The organism is Pseudomonas sp. AC252 (assembly GCF_979258105.1).
Map to the genome: position 1 here is coordinate 3,900,396 of NZ_OZ409837.1, position 19,384 is coordinate 3,919,779.

Genomic DNA, 19,384 nt, shown 5'->3' on the forward strand with positions numbered 1-19,384 from the left:
GGTCCTAGAGCGGAGCCAGCTCGGTTTCAGCTGCGACGGCTTTCACCGCTTTGAGCTGGCGCATCTGCTCACAGCCCCACAACACCCGCTCCGGTGTGGCCGGGGCGTCGATTTGCGGCTGATGCTGATAATCACCGAGGCTCGCCACCGCGTCCTTGATCGCGCACCACGCGGCGATGCCGAGCATGAACGGCGGCTCACCGACGGCTTTGGAGTGGAACACCGTGTCTTCCGGGTTCTTGCGGTTTTCCACCAGTTTCACCCGCAGATCCAGTGGCATGTCCGCCACCGCCGGGATCTTGTAGCTGGCCGGGCCGTTGGTCATCAGCTTGCCTTTGTTGTTCCAGACCAGCTCTTCCATGGTCAGCCAGCCCATGCCTTGGACAAAGCCACCCTCGACTTGACCAATGTCAATCGACGGGTTCAGCGAGGCGCCGACGTCATGCAGGATGTCGGTGCGCAGCATCTTGTATTCGCCGGTCAGGGTGTCGACGATCACTTCGCAGCAGGCCGCGCCGAAAGCGAAGTAATAGAACGGCCGGCCCCGCGCCTGACTGCGGTCGTAGTAGATTTTCGGGGTCTTGTAGAAGCCGGTGCTCGACAGCGAAACCTGATTGAAATATGCCTGCTGGATCAGCGCTTCGAAGGTCAGGATCTGCTCGCGGACCCGCACGTGACCGTTGCGGAATTCGACGTCTTCTTCGCTGACCTTGTAGTGCCGCGCGGCAAATTCGACCAAGCGTTGCTTGATCGTCTGTGCTGCGTTCTGCGCGGCCTTGCCGTTCAGGTCGGCGCCGCTGGAGGCTGCGGTCGGCGAGGTGTTCGGCACTTTGTCGGTGTTGGTCGCAGTGATCTGCACACGGTCGATTTCGATCTGGAACACTTCCGCCACGACCTGGGCGACTTTGGTGTTCAGGCCCTGACCCATTTCCGTACCGCCGTGGTTCAAGTGGATGCTGCCGTCGGTGTAGATATGGATCAGCGCACCGGCCTGATTGAGGAAACTGGCGGTGAAGGAAATACCGAATTTCACCGGGGTCAGCGCCAGGCCTTTTTTCAGGATCGGGCTGTTGGCGTTGTAGCGACGGATCGCTTCGCGACGCTCGGCGTACTGGCTGCTTTCTTCCAGTTCGGCGGTCATCTCTTCGAGCATGTTGTGCTCGACGGTCTGGTAGTAATGGGTGACGTTGCGCTCGGTCTTGCCGTAGTAGTTGGCCTTGCGCACCGCCAGCGGGTCGAGCTTCAAGTGCCGGGCAATCGCATCCATCACTTCTTCGATGGCGACCATGCCTTGCGGGCCACCGAAACCACGGTAAGCGGTGTTCGACGCGGTGTTGGTCTTGCAGCGGTGGCCGTTGATGGTTGCATCGCCGAGGTAGTAGGAGTTGTCCGAGTGGAACATCGCCCGATCAACGATCGAGGCGGACAAGTCCGGCGAGCAGCCGCAGTTGCCGGCCAGCTCCATGTTGATCCCGTGCAGACGGCCGCTACTGTCGAAACCGACGTCGTATTCGACGTAGAACGGGTGGCGCTTGCCGGTCATCAGCATGTCTTCGACGCGCGGCAGGCGCATCTTGGTCGGCTGGCCGGTCAGGTGCGCGACCACCGCGCACAGGCACGCCGGGCTCGCGGCCTGGGTTTCCTTGCCACCGAAACCACCGCCCATGCGGCGCATGTCGACGACGATCTTGTTCATCGACACGTCGAGCACTTCGGCGACCAGTTTCTGCACTTCGGTCGGGTTCTGCGTCGAGCAGTAGACGATCATGCCGCCGTCTTCGGTGGGCATTACCGAGGAGATTTGTGTCTCCAGATAAAAGTGCTCCTGGCCGCCAATGTGCAGCGTGCCCTGAATGCGGTGCTCTGCGGTTGCCAGCGCCGAAGCCGAGTCGCCGCGCTGATGGGTGTGGCTGTCGAGCACGAAATGGCGTTTGCGCAGGGCTTCGACGACGTCGAGCACCGGTTCCAGATCTTCGTATTCGATGATCGCCGCCATCGCCGCTTTGCGCGCGGTTTCCAGATCTTTCGCCGCGACCGCCAGCACCGGTTGGCCGACGAACTGCACGTCATCGATGGCCAGCAGCGGATCGCCCGGCATCAGCGGGCCGATGTCTTTCAGGCCCGGCACGTCTTCGTGGGTGATGACAATGCGCACGCCTTCGAAGGCGTAGCACGGCTGCGTGTCGATGCTAAGGATTTTCGCGTGGGCGCGGTCCGACAGGCGCGCATACAGGTGCAACTGATTGGGAAATTCCAGGCGATCATCGATGTACTGCGCTTCACCGGACACATGCTTGGCGGCGCTGTCGTGCTTGACGCTGCGGCCGACACCGGTGGTCAGGTCCTTGGCGAACAGTTCGGCCAATTCAGCCTGGGTCTTCTCTACGGCGTGATGGTTAGACATAAGCGGTCACCCGAGTCTCGATGTGCGGTGTTTGCAGTTCGATGAAGTATTTGCGCAGCAGGTTCTGCGCGCTGAGCAGGCGATATTCCCTGCTGGCACGGAAGTCCGAGAGCGGTGTGAAATCCTCGGCCAGCGCGGCGCAGGCGCGTTCGATCACGGCGTTGTTGAACGGCGCGCCTCGCAGCACGGCTTCGCAATGCGCAGCGCGTTTCGGAATCGCCGCCATGCCGCCGAAGGCCACTCGGGCGTCGCTGATCACGCCATTTTCCACGCGCAGATTGAACGCAGCGCAGACGGCGGAGATGTCGTCGTCCAAGCGCTTCGACACTTTATAGGCACGGAACAACTGCTCGGCGCTGGCGCGCGGGACGATGATTTTTTCGATGAATTCGCTTTCCTGGCGCGCGGTGACGCGGTAGTCGATGAAGTAATCTTCCAGGTTCAGGGTGCGGCGGGTCTCGCCTTTGCACAGCACGATCTGCGCGCCGAGGGCGATCAGCAGCGGTGGCGAGTCACCGATCGGCGAGGCGTTGCCGATGTTGCCGCCGAGGGTGCCCTGGTTGCGGATTTGCAGCGAGGCGAAGCGATGCAGCAATTCGCCGAAGTCCGGATATTCGGCATTCAACGCCTCGTAGCAGTCGGAGAGGGCGGTGGCGGCGCCGATTTCGATGCGGTCTGCGAAGGTTTCGATGCGCTTCATTTCGGCGACGTTGCCGACGTAGATCATCACCGGCAGGGTGCGGTGGAACTGGGTGACTTCCAGCGCCAGATCGGTGCCGCCGGCGAGCAGTCGGGCTTGTGGATAAGCGTCGTAGAGGTCGGCCAGGTCAGCGACGGTCAGCGGCACCAGGCAGCGCTTATCACCGCTGTTGAGTTCACCGATATCGGTCGGCGCGATGGCCTTGAGGCGGGCGATGGTTTCGGCTTCACGGGCGTCGAACTGATCCGCAGGCCTGGCGCAGCAGGATTGTTCGGCAGCGGCGAGAATAGGGCGGTAGCCAGTGCAGCGGCAGAGGTTGCCGGCCAGCGCTTCGTGAGCCTTGGCCTGATCCGGCGCATCGCTGTTCTTTTGCAGGGCGAACAGCGACATAACGAAACCGGGGGTGCAGAAGCCGCACTGCGAACCGTGGCACTCCACCATTGCTTTCTGCACGCTGTGCAGTTCGCCCTTGTGCTTGAGGTCTTCGACGCTGATCAGTTGCTTGCCGTGCAATGACGAGACGAAAGTCAGGCACGAATTGAGGCTGCGATAACGAATGTGTTCACGTCCTGTGTCATCGGTCTGCAACTCGCCTACTACCACAGTGCAGGCGCCGCAGTCGCCGCTGGCGCAACCTTCTTTGGTGCCGGGCTTGCCCACGTGTTCGCGCAGGTAATTGAGCACAGTCAGATTCGGGTCCAGGGCGTGCTCGCTACGGAGTTCCTGGTTAAGTAAAAACTGGATCACGGAAGGCCTCGCAGACTCATTATTGTTGTTAACCGACGTGAACCGAATTTAGCAGGTCTGACTTTTCGGTCAATGGTTTTCTGACTTAAAGGTCAGGAAAATCCGTTTCGTCGATCAACAGCGTGTCTATTCAGTATTGACCTTCATCGGTCACTGCGCTTTTTTGCGGGATTCGTGCCAAAAACCGCTGAGTGGGCACTCCGCCATGACCGTGCTTATGCGCTACACTGCGCCGCTTGTGCAGATCGATAGAGTTTGAAGGACAACCATGACGTTCAAGGCGCCGGACAGCCTCGCCGAGCAAATCGCTCACCACCTCGCCGAACGCATCATTCGTGGCGAAATGAAGCCGGGAGAGCGCATCCAGGAACAGAAGGTCACGCTGGCGCTCAACGTCAGCCGCGGTTCGGTCCGCGAAGCCTTGCTGATCCTCGAGCGCCGTCACCTGATCGCGATCCTGCCGCGTCGTGGCGCCCACGTCACCGAGCTGACGCCGCACAAGGTGCAGAGCCTGTGCACGCTGATGAGCGAGCTGTACATCCTGCTTGGCAATTCGGTGGCCAATGGCTGGCAAGTGCAGTCGGACATGGCGCCGTTCGTGCAGATCCAGCAGCGCCTGACCGCCAATTACGAACGCGGCGATATCCGCAGCTTCGTCGATGACAGCTTTGCGGTGATGCGCGCCGCCTATCCGTTTGCCAACAATCCGTACCTGCAAGAAACCGTCGAGAACCTCCAGCCGGCGATGAGCCGCGCGTATTTCCTCGCTCTTGAACAGCGCAAGGCGGAAATGAGCGAATTCCTCGAACTGTTCGAACGCTTGCTGGCCGCCGTCCTCGCCCGTGATTTGCCGCAGATCCGCATCGTGCTCACGGCGTATGCCCAGCGCAGCTGCGATCTGGTGGTGTCTGCGCTGACGGTTGCCTGAGCGTGCGGCTAAAGTGCATCAAACTGGCGGGGTTCAAATCCTTCGTCGACCCGACCACGGTGAACTTCCCCAGTAACATGGCGGCGGTCGTCGGGCCGAACGGTTGCGGCAAGTCGAACATCATCGACGCCGTGCGCTGGGTGATGGGTGAAAGTTCGGCGAAGAACCTGCGTGGCGAGTCGATGACCGACGTCATCTTCAATGGCTCGACCAGCCGCAAACCGGTGAGCCAGGCGAGCATCGAACTGGTGTTCGACAACTCCGACGGCACGTTGCTAGGTGAGTACGCGGCCTACGCGGAAATTTCCATCCGCCGTAAAGTCACTCGCGACAGCCAGACCACCTATTACCTCAACGGCACCAAATGCCGTCGGCGCGACATCACCGATATCTTCCTCGGCACCGGCCTCGGCCCGCGCAGCTACTCGATCATCGAACAGGGGATGATCTCCAAGCTGATCGAATCCAAGCCGGAAGACCTGCGCAATTTCATCGAAGAAGCGGCGGGCATCTCCAAGTACAAGGAGCGTCGCCGCGAGACGGAAAACCGTATCCGCCGTACCCACGAAAACCTCGCCCGCCTGACCGACCTGCGCGAAGAGCTGGAGCGCCAGCTCGAACGTCTCCACCGTCAGGCCGAGGCGGCGAAAAAGTATCAGGAACTCAAGGCCGAAGAGCGTCAGCTCAAGGCGCAACTGTCGGCGCTGCGCTGGCAGGATCTCAACGAGCAGGTCGGCCAGCGCGAGTCGATCATCGGCAACCAGGAAGTCAGTTTCGAAGCGTTGGTCGCTGAACAGCGTAACGCTGATGCGGCCATCGAACGCCTGCGCGACGGCCACCACGACTTGTCCGAGCGCTTCAATCTGGTGCAGGGCCGCTTCTATTCGGTCGGCGGCGACATCGCCCGGGTCGAGCAAAGTATCCAGCACGGTCAGCAGCGTCTGCGCCAGTTGCAGGACGATCTGAAAGAAGCCGAGCGCGCGCGTCTGGAAACCGAGTCGCACCTGGGCCACGACCGCACGTTGCTGCTGACCCTTGGCGAAGAGCTCGACATGCTCACGCCAGAACAGGAAGTCACCAGCGCCGCCGCCGAGGAAGCCGCCGCGGCCCTCGAAGAAGCCGAAACCACCATGCACGGTTGGCAGGAGCAGTGGGACGCTTTCAACCTGACCGCTGCCGAACCGCGCCGTCAGGCCGAAGTGCAACAGTCGCGGATCCAACAGCTGGAAAGCAGCATGGAGCGCCTGGCCGACCGGCAGAAACGTCTCGCCGAAGAGCGCGCGTTGCTTTCCGCCGACCCGGAAGACGCGGCAATCATGGCGCTCAACGAGCAGCTCGCCGAGTCCGAAGCGACCCTGGAAGATTTGCAGACCAGCGAAGAAGCGCAGGTCGAAAAGCTCGAACAACTGCGTCAGGAATTGCAGCAAGCGTTGACCGCGCAGCAGCAGGCGCAGGGCGATCTGCAGCGGCTCAACGGGCGTCTGGCTTCATTGGAAGCTTTGCAGCAGGCCGCGCTCGATCCGGGCACCGGCACCGCCGAATGGTTGAAAGAACACAATCTCGCCGAGCGTCCGCGTCTGGCCGAAGGCCTGAAGGTCGAGGCCGGTTGGGAGCTGGCAGTGGAAACCGTGCTCGGCGCCGATCTGCAAGCGGTGCTGGTCGACGATTTCAGCGGTTTTGATCTGTCCGGTTTCACTCAGGGCGATCTGCGCCTGCTCAGCCCGGCCAGCGATGGCGTGCGGGTGGCGGGCAGTCTGCTGGATAAAGTCGAGGCGCAGATCGATCTGTCGCCGTGGCTTGGCCAGGTCAAACCGGTCGACAGCCTTGAGCAGGCACTGGCCTTGCGCGGTCAGTTGAGTGCAGGCCAGAGCCTGATCAGCCGCGACGGTTACTGGGTCGGTCGGCATTTCCTGCGCGTGCGCCGGGCCAGCGAAGCGGAAAGCGGCATGCTCGCCCGTGGCCAGGAAATCGAAGACCTGCAACTGGAGCGCGAAGAGCGCGAAGCCACGGTCGAGGCCATGGAAACCCGCCTGCAAACCTTGCGCGCGCAACAGCGCCAGCAGGAAAACGGCCGCGAACATCTGCGCCGCTTGCTGCAGGACGAAGCGCGCCAGCAAGGCGAACTGAAAGCACAATTGTCCGCTGGCAAAGCCAAGGCCGAACAGCTGACATTGCGCCGCACCCGTCTCGATGAAGAGCTGGTCGAACTCGGCGAGCAGCGCGAGCTTGAGCACGAGCAGGTCGGCGAAGCGCGCATGCAATTGCAGGAAGCGCTGGATGCCATGGCGCTCGACACCGAGCAACGCGAGCTGCTGCTGGCCCAGCGCGACAGCCTGCGCGAACGTCTTGATCGTGTGCGGCAGGAAGCGCGGCAGCACAAGGATCACGCCCATCAATTGGCCGTGCGTCTCGGTTCGCTGCGTGCCCAGCACGACTCCACGCGACAGGCGCTGGAGCGCCTGGAAATGCAGGCCGAGCGCCTGACTGAAAAGCGCGAACAGTTGAGTCTGAATCTGGAGGAGGGTGAGGCGCCGCTGGAAGAACTGCGCCTGAAGCTCGAAGAGTTGCTCGACAAACGCATGACCGTCGATGAAGAGCTCAAGACCGCACAAATCGCACTGGAAGACGCCGATCGTGAATTGCGCGACGCGGAAAAACGCCGCACTCAGGCCGAACAGCAATCGCAGCTGATTCGCGGCCAGCTCGAACAGCAACGCATGGAATGGCAAGCCCTGACCGTGCGCCGCAAGGCTTTGCAGGATCAATTGCTCGAAGATGGCTACGATCTCAACGGCGTGCTCGCGACATTGACTGCGCAAGCCAGTGAACGCGAAGCCGAAGAAGAACTCGAACGCATCAACGCGCGGATTCAGCGCCTGGGTGCGATCAATCTCGCGGCCATCGATGAATACACGCAACAATCGGAGCGTAAACGTTATCTGGATGCGCAGGACGCCGATCTGGTCGAAGCGCTGGAGACTCTGGAAAACGTCATCCGCAAGATCGACAAGGAGACCCGCAACCGTTTCAAAGATACCTTTGATCAGATCAACGGCGGATTACAGGCACTTTTCCCGAAAGTTTTCGGTGGCGGGCGCGCGTATTTGGAACTGACGGGCGAAGATCTACTCGATACAGGGGTGACGATCATGGCGCAGCCGCCCGGGAAGAAGAACAGCACCATCCATCTGCTCTCCGGCGGCGAAAAAGCCCTGACTGCTCTGGCCCTGGTTTTCGCCATCTTCAAGTTGAACCCGGCGCCGTTCTGCATGCTCGATGAGGTTGACGCGCCACTGGATGACGCTAACGTTGGACGCTACGCACGCCTGGTCAAAGAGATGTCGCAGACCGTGCAGTTCATCTACATCACCCACAACAAGATCGCCATGGAAATGGCCGAGCAGTTGATGGGCGTGACCATGCATGAACCGGGTTGTTCGCGATTGGTGGCGGTGGATGTCGAGGAGGCGATGGCGATGGTGGATGCCTAGCGGCGCAGCTGCAAGTGACAAGCTCCAAGCTGCAAGTGGACGGCTTGTGGCTTGGAGCTTAAAGCTTGTAGCTGCGAAGCCTTTGATCGTGCTAGTTTAATGTCAATTTTTCGTATACGTGGGCAAAACGCCTGTCAGAACATAGAGTTGGCGCCACGTTTTAAAGCGGTTTACGCAGTGTAAACCCCTTATTTTTCAGCATTTTTTATAGAGGCACGGGATTACATGGAAATCGGTCTGCGCGAGTGGCTGATCGTCATCGGCATCATTGTGATAGCCGGTATTCTTTTCGATGGCTGGCGCCGTATGCGCGGCGGCAAGGGAAAGCTGAAATTCCGTCTCGACCGGAGCCTGTCCAATCTGCCGGACGAGGACACCAGCGCCGAGCTGTTGGGCCCGGCCCGCGTCCTGGATACGCACAAAGAGCCGCAACTGGACGAGCACGATCTGCCGTCGGTGAGCATGCCCAACCGCGAAGCCCGCGAGCCGCGTGAATCCGGTTCGAAACGTGGCAAGCGTGGCAGCAACGGCCCGGCGCAGGGCGACCTGAACCTCGACCTCGATCTGGACGGCGGCCCGAGCTTCAGCAGCCGCGATGACGATTTCGCCGAAGACAGCAAGCCTGCAGCGGCCGTGGCGGAAAAAGATCAGCCGCAAGCCGAAGAAGTCCTGGTGATCAGCGTGATCTGCCGCGACCCGGCCGGCTTCAAGGGCCCGGCGCTATTGCAGAACATTCTCGAAAGCGGCCTGCGTTTCGGCGAGATGGACATTTTCCACCGCCACGAAAGCATGGCCGGCAACGGCGAAGTACTGTTCTCCATGGCCAACGCGGTCAAGCCGGGTATCTTCGATCTGGACGACATCGACCATTTCAGCACCCCGGCGGTGAGCTTCTTCCTCGGTCTGCCAGGCCCGCGTCATCCGAAGCAGGCTTTCGACGTGATGGTCGCGGCAGCCCGCAAGCTGTCCCAGGAACTGAACGGCGAGCTGAAAGACGATCAGCGCAGCGTACTGACTGCGCAGACGATCGAGCACTACCGTCAGCGCATCGTTGAATTCGAGCGCCGCGCCCTGACCCAGAAGCGCTAAGGGCAAGATCAAAAGATCGCAGCCTTGGGCCTGTAGGAGCTGACGAGTGCAACGAGGCTGCGATCTTTGGCCCCATCGCCGATAATGGAATAACACTGGAGCAGCCTCGGCTGCTCTTTTGCTTTATGAGAGAACACCCATGACCGCCGCCAAAAACCGCATTCTAGAGCTGCGCGCTGAGCTGGATCAGCACAACTATCGCTATCACGTTCTCGACGAGCCGAGCATTCCCGATGCCGAGTACGACCGCTTGTTCCACGAGCTCAAGGCACTGGAAGCGGCCAACCCGGAACTGATCACCAGCGATTCGCCGACCCAGCGCGTCGGTAGCATGGCGCTGACTGCGTTCACTCAGGTGCGGCATGAAATCCCGATGCTCAGCCTCGGCAACGCCTTCGAAGAATCCGACATGCGCGAGTTCGATCGCCGCGTCAACGAAGGCCTCGACGTCCCGGCTGGCGATCTGTTCGGTGGCGGCACGGCGGTGGAATACAGTTGCGAGCCGAAGCTCGATGGCCTGGCGGTCAGCCTGCTGTATCAGGACGGTCTGCTCGTGCGCGGCGCCACGCGTGGCGATGGCACCACCGGCGAGGACATCAGCGTCAACGTGCGCACCGTGCGCAACATTCCGCTGAAGCTGCACGGCGAAGGCTGGCCGGCGACGCTGGAAGTGCGCGGTGAAGTGTTCATGTCCAAGGCCGGTTTCGAGCGCCTCAATGCTTCGCAACTGGAAATCGGCGGCAAGACCTTCGCCAACCCGCGCAACGCGGCAGCAGGCAGCCTGCGCCAGCTCGACTCGAAAATCACCGCCAACCGGCCGCTGGAATTCTGTTGCTACGGCATTGGCCAGGTGTCCCACGATATTGCCGACACCCACATCGGCAACCTCAAGCAGTTGCAGAAGTGGGGCATGCCAATCAGTCACGAACTGAAGCTGGCCAAGGGCATTGACGAATGCCTGGAGTATTACCGCGACATCGGCGCGCGCCGTGACTCGTTGGCCTATGAAATCGACGGTGTGGTGTTCAAGGTCAACAGCATCGCCGACCAGCGTGAACTGGGCTTCCGCGCCCGCGAGCCGCGTTGGGCGATCGCGCACAAATTCCCGGCGATGGAAGAACTCACCGAACTGCTCGACGTGGAATTCCAGGTCGGCCGCACCGGTGCCGTCACTCCGGTGGCGCGTCTGAAACCGGTGAAAGTCGCCGGCGTCACCGTGGCCAACGCCACGTTGCACAACATGGACGAAGTCGCACGTCTGGGCTTGATGATCGGCGACACGGTGATCATTCGCCGCGCCGGCGATGTGATTCCGCAAGTGGTGCAGGTAGTCACCGAGCGTCGTCCTGACAACGCTCGGCCCGTCGCCATTCCTGAAAGCTGCCCGGTGTGCGGCTCCCACGTTGAACGCACGCAACTGGTCAAGCGCAGCAAGGGCAGGAAACCTTCAGCGAAGGCGCGGTGTATCGCTGCGTCGGCCGACTGGCCTGTGGCGCGCAATTGAAGCAGGCGATCATCCACTTTGTTTCGCGTCGGGCCATGGATATCGAAGGCTTGGGCGACAAGAGCGTCGAGCAACTGGTTGACGAGGGTCTGGTCAGTTCGCCGGCCGATCTCTATGCACTGAAATTCGATGACATCGTCGATCTGGAAGGCTTTGCCGAGGTTTCCAGTAACAAGCTGCTGAAAGCCATTGAGGACAGCAAGCAACCAAGCCTGGCACGTTTCATCTACGCCCTCGGCATTCCCGATGTCGGCGAAGAGACGGCCAAGGTGCTGGCGCGTTCGCTGGGTTCGCTGGAGCGCGTGCAACAGGCCTTGCCGCATGTGCTGACCTACCTGCCGGACGTCGGCCTGGAAGTGGCGCACGAGATTCACAGTTTCTTTGAGGATGCGCACAACCAACAGGTCATCAGCGAATTGCTCGGCCATGGTCTGCAGATTCAGGATCAGGGCGAACTGGGTGCCGAGTTCGCCGCCAGCACTACGCTGGGCGGCTTGCTCGACAAACTGCACATTCCTTTCGTCGGCCCCGGTGGTGCGCAGAAACTCGCCGACCGCTTTGGCTCGCTGGAAGCGGTGATGAACGCTGACTGGCTGGACATGCGCCAGGCATTGCCGGAGAAGCAGGCCAACTCGGTGCGCGAGTTCTTCGCCTTGCCCGAGCATCGGCAGTTGGCCGAGCAGGCCGAGCAGCAACTACGCGATTTCGGCATGCATTGGCAGAGCGAGAAGAAAGTTGTCGAAGGTCTGCCACTGTCCGGCGAAACCTGGGTGCTGACCGGCAAGGTCGAACTGATGAGCCGGGATGTGGCCAAGGAGCATCTGGAAAGCCTCGGTGCGAAAGTCGCAGGCTCGGTATCGGCGAAAACCCACTGTGTGGTCGCAGGCCCGGGTGCTGGCTCGAAACTGACCAAGGCCAATGAGCTGGGTGTGAAGGTCATGGACGAAGAAGCGTTTATCGCCTTCCTCAAAACCCACGGCGTCGCTGTCTGAGCGGATGAACTCCTGTGGTGAGGGGATTTATCCCTCTTCGGATGGACACCTGTGGCGAGGGGATTTATCCCCGTTCGGCGACACCCGTGGCGAGGGGATTTATCCCCGCTGGGTTGCGCAGCGACCCCAAAACCCTGCGAGCGATCATTTCATCTGTATCGCGTGTACGGTTTTTGGCGACTGCTGCGCAGTCGAGCGGGGATAAATCCCCTCACCACAATAGTGCTATCACCCGACTCCGCGGTTATGGGTGGGAACGATGTTGTCTTCAGGATGATCTAGTCTTGGCCAGTCCCAGGGAGAGATCGCCATGCACCGCTTTTTCGAGCAGCTCAGTTCCCGCATCATCGCGCCGTTCGTGGCCGGATCCTCGCGCAACAGCAAAGTCTGGCCGTGCCGTTGCGGCCAGTCGCTGTTCTTTCGCAACAGTCAGTGTCTGGCCTGTAACGCCTTGCTTGGCTATCAACCCGAACACAGTCGCCTGACCTCGCTGCAACCGGGGCCGGAAGAGGGCACCTGGACACTCGACGTCGATCCCGACGCCGGTCTGTTCCGTCGCTGCGCCAACCTCGACATGCCCGCCGCGTGCAACTGGCTGCTGCCGGCCGACGATCACGACACCTTGTGCATCGCTTGCAGCCTCAACCGCACCATTCCCGACCTGTCCGTCGCGGAAAACCCCGAGCGCTGGCGCAAGGTCGAAATCGCCAAGCGTCGGCTGGTCGCGCAACTGATCACCCTCGGCTTGCCGGTCATCCCGAAAACCAAGGATGAAGAAACAGGGCTGGCGTTCGACTTCATCGGTGTCGACCTGGAAGGCAACGCGCCGATGACCGGCCATGCCAATGGCCTGATCACCCTTGACATCAAAGAGGCCGACGACGCTCACCGTGAGCAGGTCAGGGCGGTGATGCACGAGCCATATCGCACGCTGCTCGGGCATTTTCGCCATGAGGTCGGCCACTACTACTGGGATCGCCTCATCGCCAACGGCCCCTGGCTTGGCGCATTCCGCACCCTGTTCGGCGACGAGCGCGCCAGTTACGCCGAGGCGCTGGACCGGCATTATCAGCAAGGCGCGGCATTGGACTGGCCGCAGCACTACGTCAGCGCCTACGCGACCATGCACCCATGGGAAGACTGGGCAGAAACCTGGGCGCATTACCTGCACATGATGGACGCGGTGGACACGGCGCTCGGCTTTGGCATGAGCGCGCGGGAAATGGACTTCGACTATCAGCCCTTTCCGACCAGCACCCTTTACGACCCGGAGCACCCGGGCGGCACGGCATTCCTGTCGTTCGTCAATGCGTGGATCGAACTGGCCGGCATGCTCAACGAACTGTCGCGCAGCATGGGCCAGCCGGATTTCTACCCGTTCGTACTGCCGGCAGCGGCAATTGCCAAGCTGCACTTCATCCATCTGGTGATCCAGCAGGCTGGCGGTCGTGCAGACGAAGTCCTGGCCCTCTAGGAGCTGCCGTAGGCTGCGATCTTTCGCCGTCTTCGCATGTCCTTGAACCTGTTGGTATTTTTTATCTGCAACCAACGGTTGTAACTTCATCTCAGACAGGTACAATGGCGCGGCTCGCCGACAGGCAAGCGTCGTTATGGTGACCCCATCGGTCCCCCCGCAACGATTACCCGTGAACCTGGTCAGATCCGGAAGGAAGCAGCCACAGCGGGAACATTGTGTGCCGGGGTGTGGCTGGTGGGGGCACCACCTTAACGAACCAAGGCTGCAAACAGAACTGCATGGGTTTCGCCCACTGCGGTTTTTTTATGCCTGCGATTTGGCCTTTGGCGTTGATCCGCCATCAGAAACGCGCGGAACAGCAGCGCAGCGTCCCGGTGCCCGTGCGGCTGTCGAAGCCGAACAGTGGCATACTCCCTCGCCTGGCAACGAGAGGTAAGGCAAGTGGCTGAAATTGACGATCTGACCCGAGAGAAACTGCGCGAATGGCAGTTACGTCGTCTGGAAGTCAAAGCGCAGATGCAGGATCAGCCCGAGCGCACGCTGGAGCTGTCGCGAGTGCTTGACCTGATGGACGAAGAGCACGCCGCAATTCTGGCGGCATCTGCCGCTTTCAATGCGGCCGAAGAGAGCGAACAGCCGGATCCGGTGGAGGTACAGTCGACCATCGTTGAGCACGAATCAGCTTCGGCAACCGGCCAATACAACCTGCAACTGCACGCCACCGCTCAAGGCCCTGAACACCTGCGCAAACTGCTGGAAATGGCGCTCTACGAAGTACAGGCGCAGATCGATGCAGGCCCGCTGGCTAACGGTGCAGATCGACGCGGCATGTCCGGCACGCTCGGCGGCTACTCCTTCGAGCTGCGGATCAGCCCCGAGGGCGGCAGTGAGGGAAATCTGCCGCAGTCCCATGAAATGCACGACAAGAATGACCAGGACTGATCTGGTGTTGTATTAAAGCCCAGGCGGCGAGGTTGTATGCACCCGAAACATTTTGATCTGGCCACACCGGTACTTCTGCCGATCACACATGATGCGTGTACGGCGTTGTTGCAGCCCGACGGTGACGCGGCACTGGCCAACCTGAGCGACCCGGAGCTGGCGGCGGTGCTGGTCATCCAGAACCTCGCCCAGGCCACGGAACAGGACTTGAGCGCCAGCGCTGCGGAGAAGATTCTCGCCAGACTCATTGACTGGTCCGTCACCGCTCGGCGCTCCGGATCGGCGGGACTGCTTGCAGAGGCGCGGCGTCTGTTCGATTCGCGCAAATTGTACTTCGGCCTTAATGCGCTCAAAGGCCTGAACCTGCGGTTTCTCATGACCGATGAAGTCGCTGCGCAGCACTACCTGTTGCCCGATGGGCAATGGGATGTCGACTTCAAGATTCGCCATCAGCAACAGAACAACCCGTTCCGCCAGCAGATGGTCACGCCCCGCGAGCGCGAGCACTGGTTGAGCGCGGCGCAGGACAAGCTGCTGCGGACTTTTCGCGCCAACCTCGACGAAGACCTGCATGTGCAGGGTTATGCGGGGATCGGCAAGAGCTACATGCTCAGCGCGCTGATCGAGTGCCTGCGCTCGAAACGCACGCTGGTACTGGCGCGCACCCCGGCGAAACTGGCGACGTTGCGCAAGCACATCGTGCAGGTGCATGACACGGAAATCGGCCAGACCTTTTTCGAATTTGCCCAGGCGCAATTGCTTGGTCCGCGCCTGCATGTGGCCAAGGCCCCGAATCGGCTTCCGAGCAAGCAGGCGCTGGCGCAGGAGCTGAATATGTTCGGCTTTCGCCACCACGACGGGCCGGGCACCCTCGAGGTCTGTCTGCGCGTGCTAGAGCTGTACTGCGCCTCAAGAGACCACACGTTGTCCGCCAGGCACTTGCCGCACTTCCAGCAGCCCTTGACCGGCGCAGACTCGCAAGCGCTGTTGGAATACTCAAGTCGCCTGTGGGTGTATCTGCAGGCCAATCCGGCCTGGGCCAGCCAGAGCGGGTTTCAGACGTTGTTGATGATCAAACGCGCCAGTCTCGCCGGTTGCCGCGTCCCGCCGCGCTACACCCATGTGATCATCGATGAAAGCCAGGATGTGCCGGCGTCGCTGCTGCAAATCATCGAGCGCGGGCAGCAGGTGCTGATCACCCTCGGCGATGAATATCAGCAGGCCAAGGGCGAGCCGCTCAAGCGCAAGCGTGAAGTTCGCCAGAGCGATATCTGCTATTCGGTGCGCTCGGGGCGCAATGTCGAGCGCCTGGTCAATCCACTGATCTCGCGCCATACGCAGAAGAGCAAAGTGCCGTTCGAAGGGGCTCGTCACGCCGACGTCGATATCGAGTACTACCCGGAAGCCTTCGTACCGCCCGAAGGTTGCGTGGTGCTGACCGCGTCACCGTGGGACACGATGATGTGGGCCATCCACCTGCACGATTCCAGTTGCGCCTTCAGTTTCCCCGACAGGGAAGCGCAGGATGACATCAAGCATTTCATGACCACCGCCATCGAGCTGTTCCGTCGTGATTTCTATAACGCCGGGTCCAGCGAGAAAGGACCGCATCCGTATTTCAGCGACATGGCTGACTGGCAGCAGGTGCGCGCCGCCAACCAGTTCGATGAAGCCTTTTTGTGGATCGAAGCACAGTTGCAAAACGGCTTCATGATTGCCGACCTGACGCGACTGAGCCAGAAGATCATCGAACCGGGCAAGGCCTGCCTGTTGCTGATGGCAGAGCAGGCCGGCGGCATGGAGTTCAGGCGCGTGCTGTTGACGCGGGCGTTGCTCAGTAACGAAAAATTCAAGGACGCCTACGAGTTCGATCAGCGCATCTGTGCCGTGTACATCGCCATTTCCCGCGCCCGACAGCAGCTTTATCTGCCTTACGACGTGGTCGAGTGGATCGACTTTCACGATTATCAGAAATTCCGCGAATCGCACGGTTATTGACCCGGCCAACCCTGTGGGAGCGAGCCTGCTCGCGAAGACGTCGGCGTGTTCAACAACTGTGTCGCCTGATATACCGCTTTCGCGAGCAGGCTCGCTCCCACATGGGGTTAGGGTGTGGTTGATGAGGCGCCGGTGTAGAGCCGGATAATGTCGTCGATCTCGCCCGACATCTTCATTCGCAGCAACGTGCGCAAAATTCGCTGCACCGGCACCTTCGGGTCGTTCCTCACATAGCAACCGATATTCTGCTCCTGCAGTACCGCGACCCCTCGCAACTGCTGCTCCGGCAACAGGCGCTGGTTGATCCAGTCCAGCGTCCACTGATTGCTCACCGCGTAGCGGTAGCGTCCGGCGAGGAGCTTTTCCAGCACCTGTTCCTGATTGCGCGCGTCTTCGCGTTGCAACTGGTCGGCGTCGAACAGCGGTTGCAGGGTAGGGTAGCTGTAGCCGAGAACGGTGCCGATGGCCTGGCGCGGCAGCTGGGCGGGATTGATCTGCGCTGACTTATCCTCGCGGCTGATCAGCAGGTCGCGCTGGAACCACAGCGGTACGCTCCAGATGTAATCGCCGGACTGATTCGGCAGCCACGACTGTGCGGCATAGCAGCGCACGTCGATGTCGCCGTGCTCCATGGCGCTCTGGACCCGCGCGCGCGGCAGGACGATGAATTGCGCCGGCGCGCCGACCTGGGTCGCCAGGCTGAGCAGGATGTCGTGCAGGATGCCCTGGGTCGGTCTGCCGCCTTGCAGTTGCACCATCGGCATCGCCCAGCTATCCGGCACGGCGAAGCGCAACGGCGCTTGCGCGGCCATCGCGTTGAGGCTGATACCCAGCAATGCCGCCACGGCCCACCGCATAGACGCTCCGGTAATTCCCCATCCCGAGCTGATAAAAGCCTCTGCTGATGCAGCTTAGCCATATTAGACGAGGACACCGGATGCAATTTTGCCCTTGCTCCGCTAGCATTAGCCGCTTCTGTTTCCTTCGCTGCGACGGTTTTCGATGAGTTATCAGGTTCTTGCACGTAAATGGCGTCCGCGCTCGTTCCGCGAAATGGTCGGCCAGACCCATGTGCTCAAGGCTCTGATCAATGCCTTGGACAGCCAACGGCTGCACCACGCCTACCTGTTCACCGGGACGCGCGGGGTCGGCAAGACCACCATCGCGCGGATCATTGCCAAGTGCCTGAACTGCGAGACCGGTATCACCTCCAGCCCCTGCGGCGAATGTTCGGTGTGCCGCGAGATCGATGAAGGCCGGTTTGTCGACCTGATCGAGATCGACGCCGCCAGCCGCACCAAAGTCGAGGACACCCGCGAACTGCTCGACAACGTGCAGTACGCGCCAAGCCGTGGGCGCTTCAAGGTCTACCTGATCGACGAAGTGCACATGCTGTCCAGCCATTCCTTCAATGCGCTGCTGAAAACCCTTGAAGAGCCGCCGCCCTACGTCAAGTTCATCCTGGCGACCACCGATCCGCAGAAACTTCCGGCAACGATTCTTTCGCGCTGCCTGCAGTTCTCCCTGAAGAACATGACGCCCGAGCGTGTGGTCGAGCATTTGACTCACGTGCTGACCGCAGAAAACGTACCGTTCGAAGACGATGCACTGTGGCTGCTCGGCCGCGCGGCTGACGGCTCGATGCGTGACGCCATGAGCCTGACCGATCAGGCCATCGCGTTCGGTGAAGGCAAGGTGCTCGCTACCGACGTGCGCGCGATGCTCGGCACGCTGGATCACGGTCAGGTCTATGACGTGCTGCATGCACTGATCGAAGGCGATGCCAAGGCGCTGCTCGAAGCCGTGCGGCATCTGGCCGAGCAAGGCCCGGACTGGAACGGCGTGCTCTCGGAAATTCTCAACGTGCTGCACCGCGTGGCCATCGCTCAGGCGCTGCCGGAAGGCGTCGACAATGGCCACGGCGACCGTGATCGCGTATTGGCCTTGGCCCAGGCACTGCCGGCCGAAGACGTGCAGTTCTATTACCAGATGGGCCTGATCGGTCGCCGCGATTTGCCGCTGGCGCCGGACCCGCGCGGCGGTTTCGAAATGGTCTTGCTGCGGATGCTCGCGTTCCGCCCGGCGGATACGGCGGACGCGCCGAGGCAAGCGCTAAAGCCAGTGGGGATCAGCCAGGCCACAGTTGATTCCGCAAACTCAGTGGCTGCCGCGCCGAAGCCTGCGCCGGTGGTCGCTGCGGCTGTTGCCCCGGCACCTGCGCCCGCACCGGTAGCGGCGCCGGCTGCCGAGCCAGAACCTGTTGCGCCAGTTGTCGAAGCGCAACCGGAGCCTGAGCCTGAGCCAGTCGCTATCGAAGCCGTGGTCGATCTGCCGTGGAACGACCCGGTGGAAGCCGAGCCCGAGCCCGCGCCGCTCCAGCAACCCGCCGTCGAGCCGGTACTGGAAACCGCCGGCGAGCAGCCTGAACTGCCGCCGATGCCGCTGCCGACCCCGGACAGCGTGGTGCCGGATGCGCCGGAGTGGGCCGCTGCGCCAATTCCCGAGCCGTCCGTCGCTGACGTCGATGCCGCTACGCCAGGCATGGACATGGACGACGAACCGCCGCTGGACGAGGATTACATCGAGCCGGACATGGATTCGGCCTACAGCTACCTCGACGAACTGGCCAGCGAACACGCCGCCGATCCCGAACCTGAACCCGAGCCGGAACCTGCTGCTGCGCCGGCAACCGGTCTGGCCCTGCAATGGCTGGAGCTGTTCCCGAAACTGCCGATTTCCGGCATGACCGGCAGCATCGCCGCCAACTGCACGTTGATTGCGGTCGACGGCGACCACTGGCTGATGCACCTGGATCCGGCCCACAGTGCACTGTTCAACGCCACGCAACAGCGTCGTCTCAATGAGGCGTTGAACCAGTTCCACGGGCGCACGCTGACGCTGACCATCGAGCTGATCAAGCCCGAGCAGGAAACCCCGGCCCAAGCCGCCTCGCGCCGCCGCGCCAATCGCCAACGTGAGGCGGAGGAATCGATCCACGGTGATCCGTTCATCCAGCAGATGGTTCAGCAGTTCGGCGCGGTGGTGCGAAGCGATACTATTGAACCTGTCGACGCCTTGGTCACCCAAGGCTAATAACTGAAGGTGCTCGGCC

Annotated in this window: 10 protein-coding genes, 1 other RNA gene and 1 pseudogene; 9 read left to right on the forward strand and 3 right to left on the reverse strand. The window is 61.4% G+C overall.

What is annotated here, in order from left to right; all coding sequences use genetic code 11:
* Positions 1-4 precede the first annotated feature (4 nt).
* Both xdhB and xdhA read right to left on the reverse strand, forming a co-directional pair.
* On the reverse strand, positions 5-2,404 hold the full coding sequence (gene xdhB / locus ACZZZ4_RS17805) for a xanthine dehydrogenase molybdopterin binding subunit (RefSeq protein ID WP_463548336.1): 2,400 nt from the start codon (positions 2,402-2,404) through the stop codon (positions 5-7).
* Positions 2,397-3,851 carry a xanthine dehydrogenase small subunit gene (gene xdhA, locus ACZZZ4_RS17810; protein ID WP_463548337.1) on the reverse strand — a complete coding sequence of 485 codons (1,455 nt, stop codon included), beginning with the start codon at positions 3,849-3,851 and terminating at the stop codon, positions 2,397-2,399. Before xdhA ends, xdhB begins: the two co-directional genes overlap by 8 nt.
* A gap of 268 nt (positions 3,852-4,119) precedes the next feature.
* Between xdhA and ACZZZ4_RS17815 the strand changes: the two genes are divergently transcribed.
* The 8 genes and pseudogenes from ACZZZ4_RS17815 (at position 4,120) to ACZZZ4_RS17850 (ending at position 16,272) form a co-directional block, all read left to right on the forward strand.
* Positions 4,120-4,779: a GntR family transcriptional regulator gene (locus ACZZZ4_RS17815; protein ID WP_039763015.1), complete on the forward strand. Its 660-nt coding sequence runs from the start codon at positions 4,120-4,122 to the stop codon at positions 4,777-4,779.
* 2 nt (positions 4,780-4,781) lie between these two features.
* Positions 4,782-8,270 (forward strand): chromosome segregation protein SMC, encoded by a 3,489-nt coding sequence (gene smc, locus ACZZZ4_RS17820; RefSeq protein ID WP_415763168.1) that lies wholly within the window; start codon positions 4,782-4,784, stop codon positions 8,268-8,270.
* 225 nt (positions 8,271-8,495) lie between these two features.
* Complete coding sequence (zipA, locus tag ACZZZ4_RS17825) at positions 8,496-9,359, forward strand: cell division protein ZipA (protein ID WP_016773851.1); 864 nt, start codon at positions 8,496-8,498, stop codon at positions 9,357-9,359.
* A gap of 139 nt (positions 9,360-9,498) precedes the next feature.
* Positions 9,499-11,855 (forward strand): annotated as a pseudogene (ligA, locus tag ACZZZ4_RS17830) (NAD-dependent DNA ligase LigA).
* Positions 11,856-12,165: 310 nt separating this feature from the next.
* Positions 12,166-13,329 (forward strand): zinc-binding metallopeptidase family protein, encoded by a 1,164-nt coding sequence (locus ACZZZ4_RS17835; protein WP_463548338.1) that lies wholly within the window; start codon positions 12,166-12,168, stop codon positions 13,327-13,329.
* Positions 13,330-13,475: 146 nt separating this feature from the next.
* Positions 13,476-13,572, forward strand: an RNA gene (gene ffs, locus ACZZZ4_RS17840) — signal recognition particle sRNA small type.
* A 201-nt stretch (positions 13,573-13,773) separates the two neighbouring features.
* The gene (locus ACZZZ4_RS17845) at positions 13,774-14,274 is read left to right on the forward strand and encodes a hypothetical protein (RefSeq protein ID WP_463548339.1); all 501 of its coding nucleotides are present in this window, start codon (positions 13,774-13,776) and stop codon (positions 14,272-14,274) included.
* 36 nt (positions 14,275-14,310) lie between these two features.
* The gene (locus tag ACZZZ4_RS17850) at positions 14,311-16,272 is read left to right on the forward strand and encodes a hypothetical protein (RefSeq protein ID WP_463548340.1); all 1,962 of its coding nucleotides are present in this window, start codon (positions 14,311-14,313) and stop codon (positions 16,270-16,272) included.
* 107 nt (positions 16,273-16,379) lie between these two features.
* On the opposite strand, the gene ACZZZ4_RS17855 is transcribed toward ACZZZ4_RS17850, so the two are convergent.
* Positions 16,380-17,129, reverse strand: a complete 750-nt coding sequence (locus tag ACZZZ4_RS17855) for a substrate-binding periplasmic protein (protein ID WP_415763163.1) — start codon at positions 17,127-17,129, stop codon at positions 16,380-16,382.
* A 145-nt stretch (positions 17,130-17,274) separates the two neighbouring features.
* On the opposite strand from ACZZZ4_RS17855, the gene dnaX reads away from it, so the two are divergent.
* Entirely contained in the window at positions 17,275-19,365 is a 2,091-nt protein-coding gene (gene dnaX / locus ACZZZ4_RS17860) for a DNA polymerase III subunit gamma/tau (RefSeq protein WP_463548341.1), read from the forward strand.
* The last annotated feature ends 19 nt before the right edge of the window (positions 19,366-19,384 follow it).

Bases quoted from the DNA above. Each gene is read 5' to 3' on its own strand.
- xdhB (WP_463548336.1), bottom strand. From the start codon at position 2,404: ATGTCTAACCATCACGCCGTAGAGAAGACCCAGGCTGAATTGGCCGAA.
- ACZZZ4_RS17815 (WP_039763015.1), top strand. From the start codon at position 4,120: ATGACGTTCAAGGCGCCGGACAGCCTCGCCGAGCAAATCGCTCACCAC.
- zipA (WP_016773851.1), top strand. From the start codon at position 8,496: ATGGAAATCGGTCTGCGCGAGTGGCTGATCGTCATCGGCATCATTGTG.
- ACZZZ4_RS17835 (WP_463548338.1), top strand. From the start codon at position 12,166: ATGCACCGCTTTTTCGAGCAGCTCAGTTCCCGCATCATCGCGCCGTTC.
- ACZZZ4_RS17850 (WP_463548340.1), top strand. From the start codon at position 14,311: ATGCACCCGAAACATTTTGATCTGGCCACACCGGTACTTCTGCCGATC.
- ACZZZ4_RS17855 (WP_415763163.1), bottom strand. From the start codon at position 17,129: ATGCGGTGGGCCGTGGCGGCATTGCTGGGTATCAGCCTCAACGCGATG.
- dnaX (WP_463548341.1), top strand. From the start codon at position 17,275: ATGAGTTATCAGGTTCTTGCACGTAAATGGCGTCCGCGCTCGTTCCGC.